Here is a 20,892-nt window from a genome sequence, read left to right as displayed (position 1 = left end):
GCCAAGTGGCCCGCACCGCATAGCCGTGCGGGCCGCTGGCCTGGCCGAGCGACGCCGGTCGAGTCATCCAACCGAGGCCAGACATCCCATAAAAGTGCGGATCATAAGCTCGGCAGCCGGGTAACTTTCGGACTATATGCGCCAGTTCCTTGACAGTGATGGGATGTTAAAGGCAATCTCCCCTCCGACTCCCGGCGCGAGCGATGCGCGGCGGGCCACCCGCAACCCCCCGGAAGGCCGCATGAAACTCCTCCAACGAAGTGGGATTCGAGTCGCCGGCACGGCCGCCGCCGTCCTCGCCGTCACAGGCTCGGTCACCGCGGTGCCCGCATCCGCCGCCACGCCGGGGAACTGGACCTCGGTCCAGCCCGGTGTCGCACAGACCGGCTGTGACGGCGTGCGTGCCACCGTGGCGCTGGACGCGAACGGCGCCCTCTCGCTCGGCGCGACCTGGAACTGCCGTCAGGCCCTGATACCCGCCCCGATCGGGCTGGTGACCAGCCAGGCCGACTTCACCACCGGACTGGAGTTCGTCAGACGCACGGATACGCCCATCTCGTACAACTACGAGGTCGAAGCGGGGAAGTCCCGGGTCCGGACGCGGTCCGCGACCGAGACGAGACTGGTGTTCGCGAAGGGCTCCGCGCAGCTGACCGTGCACGTGCGCACGTCCGCGGACGGTATGGCGCTGCGCTACGAACTGCCGTCGGGTGCGACGGTGCTGAGAGAGGCGACGTCGTTCGAACTGCCGGCCGACGCCCAGCTGTCCCGGCAGGTGTTCAGTCCCGATCACGAGCGGGGTTATGCGACCTCTGCGGTCGCAGACGTCCCGACGGGCTCCTACGACATGGGCATGTTCGCCCAGCAGACCAACGGCGCGCGGGTGCTGCTCGCCGAATCCGGCGTGGACGGCGGCTATTCGGGTGGCTCGTTCACCCACACCCAGGGCACCGGCCGGTTCACCGTCGCGCTGGCCGACGCGCAGATCGTGCGGTCCGGCGCGTTCACCACAGCGTGGCGCACCGCCACCATCGGCAGCACGGCGACGGTCGTGGAGTCCACGCTGGTCGACGACGTCGCGCCCGCGTCGAAGATCTCCGACACCTCGTGGATCAAGCCGGGTGTCGCCGCGTGGCCGTGGCTGGACGGCATGTGGAACACCCAGCGCGACCTGACCAAGCTCAAGCAGTGGGCCGACTACGCCTCCTCGCAGGGCTGGCCCTACCTTCTGGTGGACGACGGGTGGAAGGACAACCAGGCGATCATTCCCGAGCTCGTGGCCTATGCCCGGGAGCGCGGTGTGCGGATCATGCTCTGGTACCACTGGCAGGACCTGGACACCGCCGCCGAGCGGGAAGCCCAGTTCACCAAGATCACCGGGTGGGGTGTCGTCGGCGTCAAGATGGACTTCATGGGCTCCGAGGCCCAGGCCCGTCACCAGTGGTACGACGCGACCCTGGCCGACACCGCCCGGTACAAGCTCATGGTCGACCTGCACGGCTCGCGCCTGTCCGTCGGTGTCCACCGCACCTGGCCGCACGTGCTGACCAATGAGGCCGTCCGCGGCGAGGAGTACCCCGGCGGCCGGGACATCGGGCACGTGGCCGCGCTCCCCTTCACCCGCGCCGCACTGGGCCCGGCCGACTACTCGCCGATGAGCTTCCAGCAGGGCAACCCGAACAGCGACGCCGCCGAACTCGCCCTCGGCGTACTCCTGGACAGCGGCATCATGCTGCCCGGCGGCCGCGTCTCGGACTACCAGGCACGGCCCGAGGCGCAGCGGTGGCTGCGCATGCTGCCGACCGTGTGGGACGAGACGAAGTACGTCTCGGGCGACCCGCTCACCGGCGTGGTCATCGCGCGCCGCGACGGCGACCGGTGGTTCGTCGGGGCTCTCAGGCGCGGCGGTGCCACCACCATCAGCTACCCGACCACGTTCCTCGGCTCCGGTACCTGGCACGCGGAGATCACCACCGACGGCACCGACGGTCTGACCCGCACCAGCAAGGTCATCCAGGCCGGTGACACGCTGAGCGTTCCGGCGGTCGCGGGCGGCGGCCATGCGGTCAAGCTGACCAAGGTCCCGGCCATCCCGACCGGGAACCGCACGGTGACCATCGCCAGCAGCAGCCACGTACTCGACGTGAAGAGCAGAAGCCTCGCGAACGACGCCGCGATCATCCGCTGGACCAGTACCGGCGGCGCCAACCAGCGCTTCGCGTTCGTACCCCTCGGCGACGGATACACGCGGATCGTCAACCAGGAGAGCGGCAAGGACATCGTCATCCGGTGGGCCTCCCGCGACGCGGGCGCGAAGGCCGTCCAGTACACGTACGAAGCCAACGCGAACACCAACGACGAATGGCTGGCGGAAGACGCGGGCAACGGCCGTATCCGCCTTCTCAACCGCCACAGCGGTCTGTACCTCACTGCGGGCGGCGCCGAGGGCGACCAGTTGGAGCAGCGCCCGTTCGACGGCGCCGACCACCAGATGTTCACCGTCTCCTGACGCCGCTGAACGAGACAGCCATTCAGCAGTACCTCACTGGGTCAGAACCCCGCGCCCCTGGCCGGGGCCGTGGTCGAGGGCCACGGCCCCGGTGATGGCGGCGGTGCGGCGGCGGTGACATGGCATCCGCCCGTCGAGCCCGCCGACCGTCAGCGGTGGGAGTCTTCCAGCCGGAACCAGGGCTCGTCGGGGACGAGGTTCTCGGGCAGGCCGGGCGGCGCGGCCACGGACCGCGCACCGGTGCGAGTCGGCGCGCACCCGATGGCGGCCGAGGGGCCGGCCGCTCGAACACGGACTACCGTGGCGCGGTACTCGGCGGAGCGCTCGGTGAACAGCCTCATGCGAGGGGAGAACGCCGCCACTCCGCTCCCCCACTTGCTCGCCCGCGGTGCTGCTCCCGTGAGGTTCCTGATCCGAGCCGATGAGTTGCGGCGGGTGGAACGAGACCAGGGCCCGAACTACATCGACACCTTCATCGTCAAGGTCGGCTCCACGTACCACACGGCCGCCGCCGCAGCCGCGACTGGACACCCCCTAGTGCCGTCGCGGGCACGACCCGCGGCGGAGCGGCCTTCACTCGCCCCGCCCACACGCCGGCGGCACCGACGCTCTCCCTCACAGCCACCGGCAACCTCTGCAGGCACTGCACCGGATGATTCCTGATGCGCGTTCAGCTGGAGCGGGCAGGCGTGGCGGGAACCCCGTCAGGCACTTGGAGCTGACCTTGTCCAGCACTCGCGCTCCTCACACTCCTTCTTGGCACATCCAATGGTTGGCTCAAAGCCAGGGGGCGGTCGGACACACATCCGGAGGCAGCCAAGTATTTCGTGTCGCAGGACTAGACAGAGGCAACGTTCTATCCGTTAATTCATCCCATGTATCAGAGGAGAGGATCGATGGGACCGAGACTCCTGTGGCCCCAGGCCTCCTTGCCCAGCCGGGCTGCCGAACGAGTCGCATGCCCCTCACTTCTCGCCGGCATGGCGGCCAGACGGTGGCCGCCACCGACGCCTCGGTTGCGAGGTCGTCGCCCTGCTGGATGTACGACACCCCATCGGCACCAGACTTGTCCCTGACGTGCCGCACCCGGCCGCCGGACATACGAGCCAACGCACCAACGACCAGGCAATCGCACGCCGGGGCCACCACCGCCAACGCCAACGGTCCACCGTCAACCTGGGCCCGTTCCACGACGCGCACGGCCACAACTGCACCGTCTACTGGAACGCCGACGGCGGACGCGCCCCGCAGTGGTCGGGCAACGGCACCGCCGACAACCGGTGGCGCATCGTGAGGAACTGAGGTCCGCCCGGCAAGCAAGCCTTGGCCGCTCCCCACCCTTCAGTCTGCTCGACGCTTCGACCATCGTTCGGAATGACGAACATCAAGGTCGGTGGGCGAAGCCCCGACAGTCCGGACCGCCTCTGACGGGGCCGACCGGAACCGCTCACTCACGGAACGAGGTCCCCATGCTCAGACATGTTCTCAGCCGCAGACGCCCGTCCACGGTGCTCGCAGCCGCGGTTGCGGCCATGGCCGCGTTGGCGGCGACGCTCGTCGCCAGCCCGGCCCAGGCGGCCACCAGCGGCGCCCTGCGCGGCGCTGCCTCCGGCCGGTGTCTCGACGTGCCGGGCGCCAACCAGACCGACGGCACGAACCTGCAGATCTGGGACTGCCACGGCGGGACCAACCAGCAGTGGACTCTGACGGACAACAACCAGCTGACCGTGTACGGCAACAAGTGCCTGGATGTACCGGGCCACGCCACCACGGCCGGTACCCGGCCGGTGATCTGGTCCTGTAACGGCGGCACCAACCAGCAGTGGCGAGTGAACGCCGACGGCACGATCGTCGCCGTGGAGTCCGGGCTGTGCCTCGACGTCAGCGGCGGCGCCACGGCCAACGGCACGGCGGTGCAACTGTGGAACTGCACCGGCGCCAACAACCAGAAGTGGACCGGCCTGACCGGGACGCCCAACTCGTGCCCCCTTCCCTCGACATACAAGTGGGCCTCCACCGGCCCGCTGGCGCAGCCGGCGAACGGGTGGGCCTCGCTGAAGGACTTCACCACCACGACGTACAACGGCAAGCACCTCGTCTACGCGACCGCCTCTGACGGCTCGTCGTGGAAGTCCATGGGGTTCAGTCCCTTCACGAACTGGTCGGACATGGCATCGGCCGGCCAGACCCAGATGACCCAGGGCGCGGTGGCTCCCACGCTGTTCTACTTCGCGCCCAAGAACATCTGGGTGCTGGCCTCGAACGGGTGGGGCACCCAATGGCCCTTCGTCTACCGCACGTCCAGCGACCCCACCAACCCCAACGGCTGGTCCGCGGCGCAGCCGCTGTTCACCGGCAGCGTCCCCAACGGCAGTGCGATCGACCCGACGCTGATCGCCGACGGCCAGAACATCCACATGTTCTTCGCCGGTGACAACGGCGAGATCTACCAGTCGACCATGCCGATCGGGAACTTCCCGGCCAGCTTCGGCTCGTCATACAAGACGATCATGAGCGACACGGTGAAGAACCTGTTCGAGGCGCCGCAGGTCTACAAGGTCCAGGGCCAGAACCAGTACCTCATGATCGTTGAGGCTCGGGGTGCGACCGAGCACCGCTTCTTCCGCTCGTTCACGGCCTCCAGCCTGAACGGCCCGTGGACCCCGCAGGCCGCCACCGAGAGCAACCCCTTCGCCGGCAAGGCCAACAGCGGTGCCACCTGGACCAACGACATCAGCCACGGTGACCTGGTCCGCGACAACCCCGACCAGACCATGACCATCGACCCCTGCAACCTGCAGTTCCTGTACCAGGGCCTGTCCCCCGACACACCGTCGGGCACCCCCTACATCCGGCTGCCGTACCGGCCGGGCCTGCTCACCCTGCAGCGCTGACCCGAGGGCACACGACCAGAACGCTTGTGACCGTGCCTGTGAAGCACGGTCACAAGCGGCTTCCGCCTCTCACGTTCGTCCTCGGGGCTACGGCTTCGCCGCGATCCGGTCCCGCTTCTTCCGCCATGGACCCTGGATCACCTGCTCGACGTCACCACCAGGCCGCTGCGTCGTCGGCTGGCCGAGTGCGGCACCACCTACGAGGCGATCGTCGACGGGGCGCGCCGCGAACGGGTCGAGCAGCTGCTGCGCCGCCCCGAGCTGACCCTGCGTGACATCGCCCGGCAAGCGGGGTCCCCATCGGCCGGCGGCGTGGCATCTGCTTGGATCATGCGCTCCGTTCTCCGGACATGGGGGCTGCCGCGGCGTTCGGCTCCCCCTCACATCAAGAAGATTGAGATCCGACGCCGTGGCAAAAGCCGGCCGGTCCCGCCGACCGGCATGCGGTCGGCGGGACCGGGAACGGCACGGCGAGGCGCCGTCATGAGGTCGAATAGGTCCAGGTGGCGCCGTCGTCCTGGGCAGGGATGTACACGATCGTGTTGCGCCAGCCGATGTCGGAGCGCTGGTAGTTGAATTCGACCGAACGGTTCGACTGCCACCAGTAGTTCCACGCCGTGGTGCAGGAGTTGGGCGGGACTTCCCAGAATGGTGAACCGGTCTGCTCGTGGTACTGGTTGAAGCCGACGACGAAGAACGTCATCAGCCGGGGGTTGTTGTTGCAGACCTGGAGCTGCACGGCGTCCACCTGGTCGGCACTGGCCGTTCCGGGGAACGCCAGGCCGAGGCACAGGGCGCCCACGGCGAGAGCGGACGCGGTGAGTCTGTTCATGACAGTACGCATGACGATGCCATCTCTTTCTCGTGCGGTGTGGTCGGCGGTGACCGGAAGCGGATCCGGATTTCAGCTCAGCAGACCCTCGGCACGCAGCCAGGTCCTGGCCACTTCGCCGGGCGCCCGACCGGCCTCGACGGACGCGACGAGCACGGCCAGTTGCTCCGTGGTCAGCCGGGCGTTGACACCGGCGAGGGCCTTCCGAGCGGTCGAGTCCGCGTTGGGGGCGCCGATCAGAGGGAAGACGTGCTCAGGCGGTATGACGCCCTTGGGGTCGGTCAGTACGACCAGGGCGTCCTTGCGGATCGAGGGGGCGGTGCCACGCAGCACCAGGACATCGGCGGTGCGCGAGGTACCGGCGGGAGCGAGCGTGACGCCGTAGGTCTTCTTCAGCGACGAGGCCGACGGGGCGTCCGGGTCCGCGGACGCGGGACCGCCGAGGGTAAGGCGACCGCCGGCTCTGCTGAGGTCGGTGAGGCTGCGCAGCGCGTGGCGCCGGGCGGTGGCCCGGGTGACGACGAGGACCACACCGCGCTCCGCGGCCGCCGGCTTCAACGCCACGATCCCCGGCGGCAGCGCCATGCTCAGCGTCGCCGCCATGTTTCCGGGCAGTCTGTCCCCTCCGGGCAACGCACGCAGCATGGCGGTCTCGTAGGCGGGCGTGAGCCCGATGTCGCCCGCCAGCACCGCCTTGACGGTGTCCGCGGCGGATGCGTACGCGGTGGGCGCCGTCCGTACCTTCTGCCCGGCGGCGGTGAGGAGTTCGCCGTAGAGTGCCGCCACCACCCTGCTCTCCGCAGAGCAGTCGGTGCCGATCACCGTCACCTCCTGCGTGTCCGCGGCGCTCACGCTCGTCTTGCTCGTCCCCGCCCCCGCGCAGCCGGACAGCAGGACGAACGAGCAGGCGGCGAGAGCGAGCCGGCGGAGCGCGGGCCGCATTCCTGGTATCACGGGAACACCACTTCCGTCGTCAGTGGGGCAAGGCATACGGCTCCGCGAGAACGGCGGGCCTCACGGAGCCGCACACCGGACTGCGGGGTGGCTCAGCAGTGGGCGGCGCGCTCGCCCTCCGTCATCGGCGCGTCCTTATGGTTGACGTAGCTCAGGTCGGGGCGGTCACCGGTGTATCCGGACGACTGGTAGCCGTTGACGTACCAGATGTAGTGACCGTAGTACCTGCTCGGGAAGTGGATCTCGTACCAGCCCGTGGCTGTCTGCGTGGCGGTGCCTCGCTCCAGCCAACCCTTGTACCCGGGCGGGACGTTGACCGTGTCGCTCTCCGTGTCGGTGTGCGACACGGTCCAGTCGTGCCGGTAGGTGGCCTCGACGGAGGCCTCGTAGACACCCCAGAACTTGACGCCCGCCTCGATCGAGACGCCGACCGAGTTGGTGGTGCCGGTCGTGTCCGCCCAGTCGATCCTGTGCGGGTTGGTCTGGCTCGCGCAGTTGTACGCGGTGCTTCCGACCTGGTGCCTCGGACCGGTGTACGTCGAGTAGCTCTGCGGGTGGAACTCGCAGAGGTCGGCCCAGCTGCAGGCATCCAGCAGCTGCCTTGTGCTGGGGGTGTCCTCGGCGGAGGCCTGAGGGGCCGCGAGCAACGAGGCGCCGACCGTGAGAGCTGCGACGACCCCGGCCGTCCGGGAAAGACGCTTGACGGACTTGATTCTGCGACGTGCGGATTCCATGAACAACTCCCTGAGGGGGGACGATCAGCAAAAGGAGGAAGCAACCGCCGAACGAATCGGCGGCGGAAACCGTGCGGTGAGTGAGGGCCTCCGGCGGCACAGGGGGGAAGCGTGCCGCCGGAGGCTCTGGACGCCCGTCGGGCCGGCACAGGGGGGAGCGTGCCGCCGTCGGGCTCTGGGTGCCCGCTCACCGGGCCACCGGGCGTGGTCGACGCCGGAGGTCCGGGCTGGCGAGGCCTACATTGCCCGGCTCGGAGTTGATCAGCACCCCGGTTCGATCACGAAAATCAACCACCGGGGAAGGGAGGCTGACCAGCCACGAATGGATCACCTCCGCGTCGATGCCCATGAACCGCGCGTTACCTCGGCGTTCGCCGGCCCTGGAGCCCGTCCGGTCTTTGCCGGAATGTTGCGTCGAAGTCATCGGACATCGGAACCCCACCAGGGGCAGAACGCATCTGCTGCTACGGCAGGGGGAACCCCGCGATGCCGTTCGCTCCAGTCACGCTCCGTAGGAGGTGGACCCCATGGGCCGTCCTGAAAGACCCGTGGACCCCGAGGCCGGTCCTGTCGAGCGGCTCGCGCACGAGCTGCGGGAGCTACGACGGGCGGTCGGCGGTCCCTCGTACCGGGCCATGGGCAAGAAGGCCGGCTTCGCACCGACCACTTTGTCCCAGGCGGCCGCCGGCGAGCGGCTGCCGTCCTGGGCCGTGATCGAGGGGTATGTCCGGGCCTGCGGGGGCGACCCCGCGGACTGGGAGCCACGCTGGAAGGAAGCCGAGGCGGCGACCACGGGCGCGGTCCGCGAGGAAGAAGCGGACGCGGCACCGCCGTACCTGGGTCTCGCCCGCTTCGAACCTGCGGACCGGCACCTCTTCTTCGGCCGTGACCGCATGATCGAGGACCTGAGGCGGATCGTGTGCGACCAGCGGCTCGCCGTGCTGTTCGGGCCGTCCGGCAGCGGCAAGTCCTCGCTGCTGCGGGCCGGGCTGATTCCGCGGCTGCGGGAGGTGATCGCCGGGCACGGGCATCCGGCGGTACTGCGGGTGTTCACTCCCGGGGCGCGGCCGGCCGAGACATACGGCCGTCTCCTCGCCCCCGCCGAGGACGAGCCGGAGAGCTGGGTCGTGGTCGACCAGTTCGAGGAGGTCTTCACGCTGTGCCGGGACACCGGGGAGCGGGCCCGCTTCATCGAGATGCTGCTGGCCGCCCGCGACCCGGACAGCCGGCTGAAGGTGCTCATCTCCGTACGAGCGGACTTCTACGCCCGCTGTGCCGAACACCGGGACCTCGCGGACGCGCTGTGCCACGCCGGGCTGCTGCTTGGTCCGATGACGGCCGACGAACTGCGCGAGGCGGTCGTGAAACCGGCGCAGAAAGTCGGGCTCCTGGTGGAGCGGGAGCTGACCACGAGGATCGTCGAGGAGGTGGACGGCCGGCCCGGCGGGCTGCCGATGCTCTCGCACGCCCTGCTGGAGACGTGGCGGCGACGTAGGAGCCGGCTGCTGACCCTGGCCGCGTACGAGGCGGCCGGCGGGGTACGCGGCGCGATCGCGGCGACCGCCGAGGAGGTGTACGGGCAGCTCACCGCGGATCAGGCGCGCACCACACGGCACTTGCTGCTCCGCATGGTCGAACCGGGCCACGGCACCACCCCCGACACCCGGCGCCCGCTGACCCTGACCGAGCTCCAGGACTACCCGAATCCGGATGTGCGGCTGGTGGTGGACCGGCTCGCCCGCGCCCGCCTGGTCACCACCGACGAAGACGGCGTGCAGCTCGCCCACGAGGCGCTGATCACCTGCTGGCCACGGTTGTCCGAGTGGATCGAGGAGGAACGTGAACGGCTGCGCCTCCACCGTCGGCTGACCGAGGTGGCTCACGCCTGGCAGGAGCACGGCCGCGACCCCGGCGCCCTCTACCGGGGCAACGCGCTCACCCGTGCCGAGAAACTGGTCCCGGACGGCGACCTGCTGACCGCGACGGAGCAGGCCTTCCTCACCGCGGCGCTCGACGCCCGCGAAGCGGAACAGCAGGCCGCCACCCGCACCGCTCGCCGGTCTCGCGCACTGCTCACGGCTCTGTCCGCCGTCCTGGCCACCGCGCTGGTGGTGAGCCTGGCCGCCTGGAGCCAGCACCGTGACAACGAGCGGCAGGCCACGGACAGCGCCGCTCGCCGCATCGCCTCCGTCGCCGACGGTCTGCGCACCACCGACCCGCGCACCGCGATGCTGCTCGGCGTCGCCGCCTGGCGTGTCTCCGCGTTGCCCGAGTCGCGCCGCGCCCTGCTGGGCTCGCTCGCCCAGCCCGAACAGGACGCCTTCACCGACCCGACCTCCGGTACCGTGCCACGCCGATTCCTCACCGACTCCGGCCGTACCCTGCTCAGCACCTCCTCCGACCGCTGGGCGACCTGGGACGTGGCCACACACGCGAAGACCGGGACGGGCAGGTTGCCGCAGGGCGACGTGATCGCCGCAGCCCCGGACGGCCGCGTCGTCGCCGTTTCCCAGCGCGGCGGTGTACGGCTGTGGGACACGAAGGCCGGCCGGTGGACGGGGGGTTCGAAGCCCATGCCGCCGTGGACGACGGTGGAGATCGGCAACAGTGGCGCGGTGGTCCGGGACACGGACGACGACCGGGTGCGACTGCGTTCCGTCAGCGACGGCAGCGTCCTCTTCGAGACCCGGTCACCCGGTGGCGTGGCACCTGTGCTGAGCGCCGACGGCCGGTTCGTCGCGGTCTGTCCCGCCGACGGCACACCGCAGGTCCGGGACGTCACCAGCCGCCGCAGGCTGCCCGGCGCCTGGGAGGACACCTCCGGCCTGTGCGACTGGACCGACGAGCCCACCGGCGTGATGTACGCCGACACAACGATGAGCCTGAGCGCGTCCGGCGACCGTCTGCTGACCGTTTCATCGGCGGACGTCCGCGTATGGGACACCCGCACCGGCCGTCAAGTGGCCGAGCTGCCTGATTCCGGCGTGCGGCACGCGGCCATGAGTGCCGACGGCGCCTTCCTGGCCACAGCGGACGACAGCGAGGTACGGGTCTGGCGGCTGTCGGCCCCCGACGCCCCGGTGTTCCGGCGCCACCTGAACAACCAGCAGCCGTACGGCGGCCTGGGCTGGGACCCCTCCCGCCCGGTCCTGCGCTACCTGGAAGGCGGCACGGTCCACTCCCTCGACCTGGGCCCGGCGGTCACTTCCGCCTGGCTGGACCGCCCGTTCGACGAAGTCCTGCTGAGCCCGGACGGTCGTACCCTGGCCACTGCCCGACTTTCCGGGACCCGTTACACCGTTCAGCTCCGTTCCACCCGCGACGGCCACGTCCTGCGCACTCTGCCGACGCCGTCCCTACCGGTCTCCCGGGCCCCTCATGAACCGGTCGACCCGGCGGACACCCGGCCGTTGATGGCGTTCGACGCCGACGGCACGACGTTCGCCTACGGCGTCTCGGCCCCGGGCAGTCAAGCGTCACCCCAACGTCTGGCCATCTGGGACGTACGGCAGAGCCGCGCACGCGCCGAGCTGGACCTGGCGCCCGCCGCGACCGGCCCCGTGGTGACCTTGGCCCTCGGTCCGTCCGGCCGTACCGTCTACGCGGGCCGGGTCGGGCCCCTCGGCGACCTGGACACCGAGGTATGGGACACCGCACGCGCCCGCCGCGTCCGGGTGGTCACCGGACCGGCCGACTCGACCGGCCTGGCACTCGCCCTCCGCCCCGGCGAACGCCTTCTGCTCATGGGCAACCGCGAGGCCACCCTGCCCTCGGGTCCGGTGACCGACCGGGACCTCGTTTCCGGCGACGAGGCCGTCGCCCTCGCCTTCAGCGCCGACGGCGCGCGGCTGGCCGCAGGCGGCGGCACGGGCAAAGTCGCCCTGTGGGACGGGCGGCTGCGACAGCGCGCCGGCATCCTGCGCAACGTCTTCCCCGCCTCGCTCGGCACCGTCCCGGAATCGGTGAGCGCGGTGGCGTTCAGCCCCGACGGCCGCACCCTGGCCGTCGGCGGCACCGCGGGCACGCTCCAACTGTGGGACACGGGGACCCAGCAGCCTCTCGGCGAGGCGTTGACCACACCCGGCGACGCGGTCGCCTCCCTGACCTTCAGCCCGGACGGCACGACCGTGTACGCGGCCGGCGTACATGTCCCGCTGCAGCGCTACGTCATCGATCCGGGGCGGGCGGTCGCCGAGGTCTGTGCCCGCGCGGGGCACGCTGAACTGACGCGGGCCCAGTGGCAGACGTACGTCGGCGACATGCCTTACCAGAAGGTTTGCGGCCAGTGATGATCCTGCTGGCTTATTGCGCGGTGGCCTCGACGGTGTCCTCCGACTTGCGGTTCAGCTTCGCCTTGAGGGCGCCGCAACGACCGGAGGTATGGTGCCTTAACCGCGAGCCTTCCCAGGGGTTTCCCCGAGGGTGAGCGATGTCCGGCCGCGCTGGGGTCCGAGCGGGCTCTCCCGAACGACGGAGGGGGCGGCACCCGGGATATGGGTGACCGCCCCCGACCGCTGTTCGGACGCAGGTCAGCTCATGCCCTGGAGGCGCCAGATCTGGTTCCTCTTGTCGTTCAGCGCGCTCGCGGGGTCGCAGGTCCACTGGTGGATACTGGCACCGGCCGCGGTCGAGATCCCGCTGACGTCGACGCACTTGCCGCTGTGCACGGCGGCCAGCTGGTAGTCCTTGCTGTTGCCGAGTGCGGTGACGGGCTTGAGGGTGAACATCTGGTTCGTGGTGCCGCTGCAGGTCCACTGGATGACGGCGGCGCCGTCGGCCGTGGAAGCGCCCGAGACGTCCAGGCACTTGCCGCTGTGCTCGTTCACGATGGTGTAGGTGTTCGCCCGGCCGGCGACCGGCTTGAGGTCGAGCATCTGCTGGTAGCCGCCCTCGCAGTGGTACTGCTGGTACTGCGTGCCGTCGGCCGTGCTGAGGTTGGTGTCGTCCAGGCACTGACCGCTGTTCTGGGCCACCGCGATCGTGGAGACGGTCGTGTTCGACGGGGGCAGCAGCGTGACCGTGTAGCCGTCGGCGGCATCCGCCCACGGCACGCTCACCGAAGCCGAGTTACCGCTCACGGTCAGCGTCTGGTCGGAGACCGTCACCGGCCCCGTCACCGCGCCGCCGCCGTTGTTCGGTATGCGCTGGACGATCGCGCGGACTCGGCTGTTCTCCACCACCGACGTGGTGTCGAGACGGTTGAGGCTGACGGTGACGTTGCCGGTGTTGCCGTTGCTGCCCAGCAGGATCTTCGCGTTGCGCGCGGTGTTGTCCTTGGTCGCCAGCCCGTCGGTGTTCGTACCGGGCGTGACCGCCACGACGTTCCCGGTCTGCGAGCCGTAGTACCTGTACAGGAACCACTCGCCCAGTGGCAGATACTGACTGCCGGTCCTGGTGAGCAGGTTCGCCTCGAAGTCGTGCAGGTTGGCTCCCCACGCCCAGTTGGCGCGCAGCCCGTCCGCTCCGGCGCGCTCCAGACGGGAGATGTACCAGCCGCCGCGGCCCGGGTTCTGCTCGCTGCTGGCGCCGTACTCGTTGACCTGGAAGGGGCGGCTCGTCGTCATCGACCGCGCCGCCAGCAGGGACTTGAGGGAGTTGCTGTGGGCGACCGGGTCTCCCGGGAGGTCGTGCCAGCTGTAGATGTTCGGCTCGACGTTGTTCGCCTTCACGTAGTCGAGGTATGTGGTCCACCAGCCGTTGTCCACATTGGGGTGGCCGCAGGTGCTCGCGCCGACGGTGACGGCGCCGGGGATGGCGGCCCGGATCTTCCGGTAGGCGCGCTTCCACATCTCCAGGTACTGGGGCATGCCGGAGTTCCAGAACCCGGGGCAGTCGGGCTCGTTCCAGATGTCCCACTGGATGTCGGTCATGCCGGCCGCGCGCACGTCGGAGAGCAGACGGTCGTAGAAGGCGTCGAAGCTGGACCAGTTGCCGTTGTCACCAGGGAAGGTGGGGCTGGTGGTGCCGTCGGCGCCCCACAGGTCGTGCGGCAGGATGACGAAGGTGCCGCCCAGCGCCTTGGTGCGCTTGTACTGGGCCAGGGTGGAGTTCCACCGGCGGTCGTACTTGCCGGCGACCCAGCCGCCAGGGCTGTCCAGCTGGGCTCCGCCGGCCCGCATGAACTTCCACTTGATGTCCTTGTAGAAGTGCTCCTGCGGCAGCGAACCGTCCTCGGACATCCCGTAGATGGTGCCCGAGGCACGGTAGGTGGGGGCGCCCCCGACGGAGCCGAAGTCGACGGAGACGGTGGTGTCCGCGGCCTGTGACGAGGTGACGGGCACCAGGGTCGCGGCCAGGGTGGCGAAGAGGACGGCCACGGACGCGACTGCTCGGCGTCTGGTGCGGGGTGCGGGTCCTGAGGGTGTGGTGAGCGGCTTCATTCTGCGGCTCCTGGAGTGGAGGAAGAGGGAAGAACCGGGGCCCGATCGGTCCCGGGGTCCAGGGGAGGCGGCCGTCAGCGGCTGCCTCGGTGTACGTGGGCTACGGCGAGGAGGAGGCAGGCGGCGGTCCAGGTGTAGGCGCGGTCGCGCAGGCCGGTTCCGGTGAGGGCGTCGAGGTTCTCGGCGAAGCCGCGGGTTTCGCACAGGGCGCGGAAGCGGGCACTGATGCGAGTTCGTGGAGCTGGAGGGTGAGGAAGGCGGCCAGGTCGGCGGTGACGACCACGCGTTCGGGGTCGAAGGTGGTGGCGTTGTCCCAGCCGCTGTCATTGCCGTGCTGGTAGTGGGGCAGGGCGGCGCCCGGTGCGCGGCGGGCCGTGAGCCAGAAGTCCGTCCACCGCGCCAACCGGCCGTAGAGTTCGGTGAGTTCGGCCCACCCGAGGGGTTCGGGAAGTCTTCGGCGCAGGTGGCCGAAGGTCCAGCCGTGGATGGGCGGTTTGACGAAGTTGTAGAGGACCTCGGAGTGGGTGACCGAGTCCGGCAGGGCGCCGCTCTCGTCCTGGTGGTCGAAGGGCAGGTGGAACTGGTCCTGGGCCAGTTCGGGGCAACCGGGTGCGAGGGCGGGGGCGTTGAAGCAGTGGTCCCAGCTCCAGTCCATGTCCATCCCAGTGCTCGGACATCAGCACCGCGGGCCGGGTGACCAGCCCCGCCGGGCGGACCGTCGCCGACCACGGGACATACGCGGCGAGTTCGACGGCCGGGGTGGCGGACGAGCGCCAGGGTGCCACCGCGTCGACCAAGGCGGCTGAGGCCTGCTCGGCCCTCGCCACGACGGCGTCGAAGGTCTCGGCGGACGTGCAGGGCAGGCGTGCGCTGTCCAGTTCCTCGGGCCTCCTTCATCGAACCGGTTCGTCAACTCCCCGAGAGGAAGGGGCAGGTTCAGGTACAGATGGCGAGATGGCACGCCGGTCAGCGTCGAACCGGTTCGCGTGAAGGAAATTAGGAGCTGACCGTGCGGGTGTCAATGCCTCGCGCACACCTTCTGAAACACGTTCGCGGTGGAGAGCCTGCCCTACCACGGGCACCACCTGCTCGATCCGTGCGATGCGGTGAACCACCGCACGACGAGCTGCCGATCCCGAGTGGGCGCGATCGGCGAACTGAACACCTTCAGTGTCAGACATAGGATGTTCGTGCGCTGATATCAGCGATGCCCAGGATGGCTAGCAAGTCCCCCATCAGCGACCTCGACACGAAACAACGCAGAACTCACCCTCGCGCCAGCGATCCCTGATTTCTGTCTTTCATGGGATGTTCCAGCCGTGATCGTGGTATCTATACGGATGCGCTTGCGAGACGGGATCGAGCCGACCCGCTCGGTGCGTGCCCCCACCCACTCCGTTCTGTTCGTACGTCAGGCGGCCGCCGACGCCGAAGTGAAGGCGCTGCGGCCGAGCTCCAGGCACAAACGGCGATCACCCCCGCTGATTCGGCTATCACTCATCACTCGTGGAAGAGGACGCCTGCATGAGAAAGTCCTGGATCGTACCCCTGTTCACGCTTGTCGCCGCCACGCTCGGGGCGACGACGGCAGGTGTGACCTCTGCCTCCGCCGCCCCCAACACCCCTTTGCGGGTCATGCCGTTGGGCGACTCCATAACCTGGGGAGTGGGCAGCAGCACGGGCAACGGCTACCGGGGTCCGCTGTGGAACCAGCTCGCGGCGGACGGCCACCCTCTGGACTTCGTCGGCACGGTGCGGGGCGGTTCGATGTCCGACCCCGACAACGAAGGCCACTCCGGGTACCGCATCGACCAGATCGCCGCCCTCGCCGACGCCTCACTGACCCGCTACCGACCCAACGTCGTGACGCTGCACATCGGCACCAACGACCTCAACGGGAACTACCAGCCCTCCACCGCCGCCGACCGGCTGAAGTCGCTGGTCAACCAGGTCACCGCCGACGTCCCCGACGCAACCGTCCTCGTGGCCTCCCTGGTCGTGTCCACCAGCGGCTCGGAGGAGCAGTACCGTGCCGCGTACAACCAGGCCACCCGACAAATCGTGAGCGAGGCACAGGCCGCGGGCAAGCGCGTCGCATTCGTGGACATGAGCGGCCTGACCACGGCCGACCTGGCCGACACGCTGCACCCGAACGACTCGGGCTACCAGAAGATGGCCGACGCCTTCCGCCGCGGCGTCCAGGCCGCGGACAGCGCCGGGTGGCTGCAGAACCCCGCCCCCGCCCCCTCCCGCGTGCAGTCCGGCATCGCCGGCAAGTGCCTGGACGTCAACGGCGCCGGCACCGCCGACGGGACCGCCGTCCAGACGTGGAGCTGCGGCGACAGCGCCAACCAGTACTGGTCCGCCTACACCGACGGCACCCTGCGCTCCCTGGGCAAGTGCCTCGACGCCGCCGGCGGCAACACCGCCAACGGCACCAAGGTGCAGCTCTGGACCTGCCACGGCGGCGCCAACCAGGTCTGGCAGCCCTACAACGGCGGCTACCGCAACCCCGCCTCCGGCCGCTGCCTCGACGTTCCGGGCTCCTCCACGACCGACGGCACGCAACTCGTGCTGTGGGACTGCAACGGCGCCTCCAACCAGAAGTGGACCACTCTGACCACCGGATGAACCCCACGCCCGGGGCCCGAGCCCGGCTCAGGCCCCGGGAGCAACCGTGGCAGGACGCTCGCACGGATGCAGGCGTCCGGTCCTTGAGATGAACAGAGGAGCGTCTTGACCTACAGCGTCCGTTCAGGCGGCCTGGAGCGCCACACCGCCGAAGAAGTCCTCCGCATCGAGCCCTGGGGGCCGCACGCGGTTCGGGTCCGGTCCTCGGCCGGGGCCGTCGATCCCGCCGCTCCCGGAGCTCTGGAGAACCCCTCCCTCTCCCCCTCCCCCGACGCCGAATCGTCCGTACGGGACGACGGGTCCGCTCACCTGGTCAACGGCCGTCTCGTCGTCGAGGCGTCGGCCGACGGACGGCTGAGGTTCTGCCACGCGGTCTCCGGCCGTGAACTGCTCGCCGACAAGATCCCCTACAGCCACCATGCCGGCCCTCGCGTCCATACGGCGGGCGGCCGGACGGAGCAGCACTTCGAGGCGTACGACGGGGAACGGCTGCACGGCCTGGGGCAGCATCTGCACGGGCGCCTGGACCAGAAAGGGTGTGTGATCGACCTCGTCCAGGGCAACACCGTGGCCGCCATCCCCTTCCTGCACTCCTCGCGCGGCTACGGACTGCTGTGGAACAACCCCGCCACCGGCCGCGTCGAACTCGGCGCCGACACCACCCGGTGGACCGCCGACGGCGGCGGGCGCGTCGACTACTGGATCACCGCCGGCGACACCCCGGCGCAGATCCTCGATGCCTACACCCTGGTCACCGGACGTCCGCCCCTCCTCCCCGAGTGGGCGTCCGGTTTCTGGCAGTCGAAGCTGCGCTACCGCACCCAGGAGGAACTCCTCGCGGTGGCACGGCAGTACAAGGAGCGCGGACTGCCGCTGTCCGTCATCGTCTGTGACTTCTTCCACTGGCCGAAGATGGGCGACTGGCGTTTCGAGCACAGCGAGTGGCCCGACCCCGCCGCCATGGTCAAGGAGCTGACAGACCTCGGGGTGAAGCTCGCCGTCTCGGTGTGGCCGACCGTCGAACCCGACAGCGACACCTACGACGAACTGCGCACCTCCGGACACCTCGTCGGCGACGCGGACGGCGGTCTGCTCACCTTTGCGTGGCCGTCCCGGGAGGCCGGAGAGGCCCTGACGCTCCCGATGGCGTACTACGACGCCACTCACCCCGGCGCACGCACCGCGCTCTGGCAGCGGCTGAACGACAACTACCGTTCGCTGGGTGTGAGTTGCTTCTGGCTGGACGCCTGCGAACCCGATCTGCCCCGGGAAACCGCCGACCGCGCCGTCTACGCGGCCGGACCGGCCGCCGAGGCCGCAAACCTCTACCCTCTGCTGCACACCCGCGCGGTGGCCGACGGGCTGCGCGCGGCGGGCGAGGACCGGCCGCTGTCCCTGGTCCGCTCCGCGTGGGCGGGCAGCCAGCACCACGGCGCCCTGCTGTGGTCCGGCGACATCCCCACCACCTTCGACTCCCTCGCACGGCAGATCAGGGCCGGCCTCAACGTCGCGATGAGCGGCATCCCCTGGTGGAACACCGACATCGGCGGCTTCCACGGCGGCGACCCGGACGACCCCGCCTACCGCGAACTGCTCATCCGGTGGTTCCAGTACGGCACCTTCAGCCCCGTCATGCGGCTGCACGGGGACCGACAGCCCAACCACCCCACGTTCTCCACGGACATCACCGGCGGACCGAACGAAGTCTGGTCCTACGGCGAGCAGGCGTACGGCATCCTCCGCGACCACCTGATGCTCCGCGAGCGACTGCGCCCCTACCTGACACAGCTGTCCGAGGACGCCCACCACACCGGCGCCCCGCCGATGCGCCCGCTGTTCTTCGACTTCCCCGAGGACGAACAGGCATGGGACGTGGACGACCAGTTCCTGCTCGGCCCCGACGTGCTGGTGGCACCCGTGTACGAGGCGGGCGCACGGACCCGCCACGTGTATCTGCCGGTCGGCGCGCAGTGGTTCGACCCGGCCACCGGACACGTGCTGGAGGGCAGTACGACACGCGAGGTGGACGCCCCGCTGGAGCGGGTTCCCGTCTTCGTCCGCCAGGGGGCCTACGTCGCCGCTTTGCTCGGCTGACCTCCTGGCGAGCAACAGCCCGAAAGCGACCACCGGTTCATGGGCCGTCGGCCAGGTGACCGGGCATCTGAGTTCGCCGTGCGCGGGTCGGATGGCCGACGCCGGCTTCTTCCGCCGCGGGCGGCGCGCCCGCCCGTCACTTCCGCGCTGTCGTCCCGAAGGGAAGGAGTTCGCCCGAGCGCAGGTGTTCCCGCAGCCACTGCTCGGTGTTGCTCACGTGCAGCAGTGCGGCGGCCTGGCTGAGGCCTGCGTCGCGGGTGGACAGGGCGTTGAAGATCGCCTCGTGCTCGGCGAGGGTGCGGCCCGCGGCCTTGTCGTCGACCAGACCACGCCAGATGCGGGCACGCAGGGTACGGCCGGAGATCCCTTCGAGGAGCGTGAGGAGGCTTTCGTTGCCCGTGGCCGAGACGACGGCCCGGTGGAAGGCGGCGTCGTGGGCGTTGAGCCGTTCGACGTCGTCACGGGCCTCACGCATGGCGTCCAGGTGCCGCTTGACCTCGGCCAGCTGTTCATCGGAGATCCGGGTGGCGGCAAGCGCCGTGGCGACCGGCTCCAGGAGCCGCCGCACCTCCATGAGGTCCTGAAGCGCGGCCGAGTCGCCCTGCAACAGCTCCACCGCGCCGCCGAGCCCCTCCAACAGCAGGCTCGGCTGGAGGCTGGTCACATAGGTGCCGTCGCCTCGCCGGACTTCCAGGACCCGCGCGACGGCCAGGGCCTTGACCGCTTCCCGGGCGAGATTGCGCGACAGTCCCAGCTGGGCCGCCAGGTCCGGCTCCGGCGGCAGCCTCGAGCCCGGCGGCAGGGCACCGGTCCGGATCAGCTCACGGATCTGCTCGATGGCCTTGTCCGTCAGAGACACCGCGCCTCCCTCCCCCCGTCGTGCCCCGAGAGCACGTCCGACCTGATCAGCCCCTGAGCGCGGAGATCGTGCCAGAGACCGACAGGCACACGCTGATCTTGGAGTTTCACGTTCCGTACGACCTGTTCCGGGGTCCGCATGCCGAGGGTGATGTTGATGATACTGGGGTGCGTCCACGGGAAGGCGATCGCGGCGGCGGGCAGGGTGGTCCCGTGCGCCTCGCAGACCTCGGCGATCGCCCGGGCACGGGCCACCAGGGACGGCGGGGCGTCCTGGTAGTCGTACTTCATGCCTTCGACGGGCCGGTCTTGGGAGAGCAGCCCCGAGTTGAACACGCCGACCGCCACCACGCTCTTGCCCAGGTCCCGCGCGGCGGGCAGGACGTCGTCCAGCGCCGACTGGTCGAGGAGTGTGTAACGCCCGGCGAGCATGACCACGTCGGCGGCGGTCTCGCGCAGGAAACGGGTGAGCATGGCGGACTGGTTCATGCCGGCGCCGATCGCGCCGATCACGCCCTGGTCGCGCAGTTCGGCGAGGGCGGGCACGGCCTCTTCGGCGGCCTGCCGCCAGTGGTCGTCGGGATCGTGCAGGTAGACGATGTCGAGGCGGTCCAGGCCGGTGCGCTCGAGCGTGTCCTCGATGGAGCGGAGAACGCCGTCGCGGCTGAAGTCCCACTGCCGACGCAGGTCGTCCCGTACGACGAAGCCTTCACTGTCGACGCCCTGGGGACGTTCGTTGGGGACGAGGAGCCGGCCGACCTTGGAGGAGATGACGTACGCGTCACGTGGGCGGCCTCGCAGGGCAGCGCCCAGACGGCGCTCGGAGAGGCCGAGGCCGTAGTGCGGTGCGGTGTCGAAATACCGTAGGCCGGCCTCCCACGCTGCGTCGACGGCGGCGGTCGCGTCGTCGACCGGGGTGACGCGGTAGAGGTTGCCGATCACAGACGCCCCGAAGCCGAGTTCAGTGAGTGACACGGACGTGTTCTGGATCTTCCGCTGGTGCAAG

13 protein-coding genes and 2 pseudogenes are annotated in these 20,892 nt (G+C 69.8%); 7 read left to right on the top strand and 8 right to left on the bottom strand.

Annotated elements, in window-relative coordinates:
- The first annotated feature begins 241 nt into the window (after positions 1-241).
- The gene (locus ACFZBP_RS20975) at positions 242-2,509 is read left to right on the top strand and encodes a glycoside hydrolase family 97 catalytic domain-containing protein (RefSeq protein ID WP_391415020.1); all 2,268 of its coding nucleotides are present in this window, start codon (positions 242-244) and stop codon (positions 2,507-2,509) included.
- A gap of 149 nt (positions 2,510-2,658) precedes the next feature.
- Here ACFZBP_RS20975 and ACFZBP_RS20970 read toward each other — a convergent pair whose 3' ends face one another.
- Entirely contained in the window at positions 2,659-2,850 is a 192-nt protein-coding gene (locus ACFZBP_RS20970) for a hypothetical protein (RefSeq protein ID WP_391415018.1), read from the bottom strand.
- A gap of 736 nt (positions 2,851-3,586) precedes the next feature.
- Here ACFZBP_RS20970 and ACFZBP_RS20965 point away from each other — a divergent pair.
- The 3 genes and pseudogenes from ACFZBP_RS20965 to ACFZBP_RS20955 form a co-directional block, all read left to right on the top strand.
- Positions 3,587-3,811, top strand: coding sequence for a hypothetical protein (locus ACFZBP_RS20965; RefSeq protein WP_391415016.1), 225 nt, complete (start codon positions 3,587-3,589; stop codon positions 3,809-3,811).
- A 167-nt stretch (positions 3,812-3,978) separates the two neighbouring features.
- A complete protein-coding gene (locus ACFZBP_RS20960) occupies positions 3,979-5,403 on the top strand; it encodes a non-reducing end alpha-L-arabinofuranosidase family hydrolase (protein ID WP_391415014.1) in 1,425 nt (474 codons plus the stop codon).
- Between the two features lie 159 nt (positions 5,404-5,562).
- Positions 5,563-5,697, top strand: a pseudogene (locus tag ACFZBP_RS20955) (AraC family transcriptional regulator); the annotation flags it as partial.
- A gap of 187 nt (positions 5,698-5,884) precedes the next feature.
- Here ACFZBP_RS20955 and ACFZBP_RS20950 read toward each other — a convergent pair.
- From ACFZBP_RS20950 to ACFZBP_RS20940, 3 genes are all read right to left on the bottom strand, one after another.
- A complete protein-coding gene (locus tag ACFZBP_RS20950) occupies positions 5,885-6,247 on the bottom strand; it encodes a hypothetical protein (RefSeq protein WP_383449161.1) in 363 nt (120 codons plus the stop codon).
- Positions 6,248-6,307: 60 nt separating this feature from the next.
- The gene (locus ACFZBP_RS20945; protein WP_391415011.1) at positions 6,308-7,177 is read right to left on the bottom strand and encodes a glycine betaine ABC transporter substrate-binding protein; all 870 of its coding nucleotides are present in this window, start codon (positions 7,175-7,177) and stop codon (positions 6,308-6,310) included.
- Positions 7,178-7,281: 104 nt separating this feature from the next.
- The gene (locus tag ACFZBP_RS20940) at positions 7,282-7,923 is read right to left on the bottom strand and encodes a hypothetical protein (RefSeq protein WP_383449159.1); all 642 of its coding nucleotides are present in this window, start codon (positions 7,921-7,923) and stop codon (positions 7,282-7,284) included.
- Between the two features lie 527 nt (positions 7,924-8,450).
- On the opposite strand from ACFZBP_RS20940, the gene ACFZBP_RS20935 reads away from it, so the two are divergent.
- Positions 8,451-12,212: a hypothetical protein gene (locus ACFZBP_RS20935; RefSeq protein ID WP_391415009.1), complete on the top strand. Its 3,762-nt coding sequence runs from the start codon at positions 8,451-8,453 to the stop codon at positions 12,210-12,212.
- A 240-nt stretch (positions 12,213-12,452) separates the two neighbouring features.
- On the opposite strand, the gene ACFZBP_RS20930 is transcribed toward ACFZBP_RS20935, so the two are convergent.
- Together ACFZBP_RS20930 and ACFZBP_RS20925 are read right to left on the bottom strand one after the other, a co-directional pair.
- Positions 12,453-14,303 (bottom strand): RICIN domain-containing protein, encoded by a 1,851-nt coding sequence (locus ACFZBP_RS20930; RefSeq protein WP_391415007.1) that lies wholly within the window; start codon positions 14,301-14,303, stop codon positions 12,453-12,455.
- A gap of 74 nt (positions 14,304-14,377) precedes the next feature.
- Positions 14,378-15,187: pseudogene (locus ACFZBP_RS20925) on the bottom strand (glycogen debranching protein); the annotation flags it as partial.
- Positions 15,188-15,827: 640 nt separating this feature from the next.
- On the opposite strand from ACFZBP_RS20925, the gene ACFZBP_RS20920 reads away from it, so the two are divergent.
- Both ACFZBP_RS20920 and ACFZBP_RS20915 read left to right on the top strand, forming a co-directional pair.
- The gene (locus tag ACFZBP_RS20920) at positions 15,828-16,934 is read left to right on the top strand and encodes a ricin-type beta-trefoil lectin domain protein (protein WP_391415005.1); all 1,107 of its coding nucleotides are present in this window, start codon (positions 15,828-15,830) and stop codon (positions 16,932-16,934) included.
- A gap of 105 nt (positions 16,935-17,039) precedes the next feature.
- On the top strand, positions 17,040-19,028 hold the full coding sequence (locus tag ACFZBP_RS20915) for a TIM-barrel domain-containing protein (protein WP_391415002.1): 1,989 nt from the start codon (positions 17,040-17,042) through the stop codon (positions 19,026-19,028).
- A gap of 136 nt (positions 19,029-19,164) precedes the next feature.
- On the opposite strand, the gene ACFZBP_RS20910 is transcribed toward ACFZBP_RS20915, so the two are convergent.
- Positions 19,165-19,887, bottom strand: a complete 723-nt coding sequence (locus tag ACFZBP_RS20910; RefSeq protein WP_391415000.1) for an FCD domain-containing protein — start codon at positions 19,885-19,887, stop codon at positions 19,165-19,167.
- Positions 19,878-20,891 carry an aldo/keto reductase gene (locus ACFZBP_RS20905; RefSeq protein WP_391414998.1) on the bottom strand — a complete coding sequence of 338 codons (1,014 nt, stop codon included), beginning with the start codon at positions 20,889-20,891 and terminating at the stop codon, positions 19,878-19,880. Before ACFZBP_RS20905 ends, ACFZBP_RS20910 begins: the two co-directional genes overlap by 10 nt.
- Position 20,892: the final 1 nt, after the last annotated feature.

The organism is Streptomyces sp. NPDC008086, from assembly GCF_042957325.1.
Taxonomy (GTDB): domain Bacteria; phylum Actinomycetota; class Actinomycetes; order Streptomycetales; family Streptomycetaceae; genus Streptomyces.
This window is presented reverse-complemented; position numbering and strand designations above follow the sequence as displayed.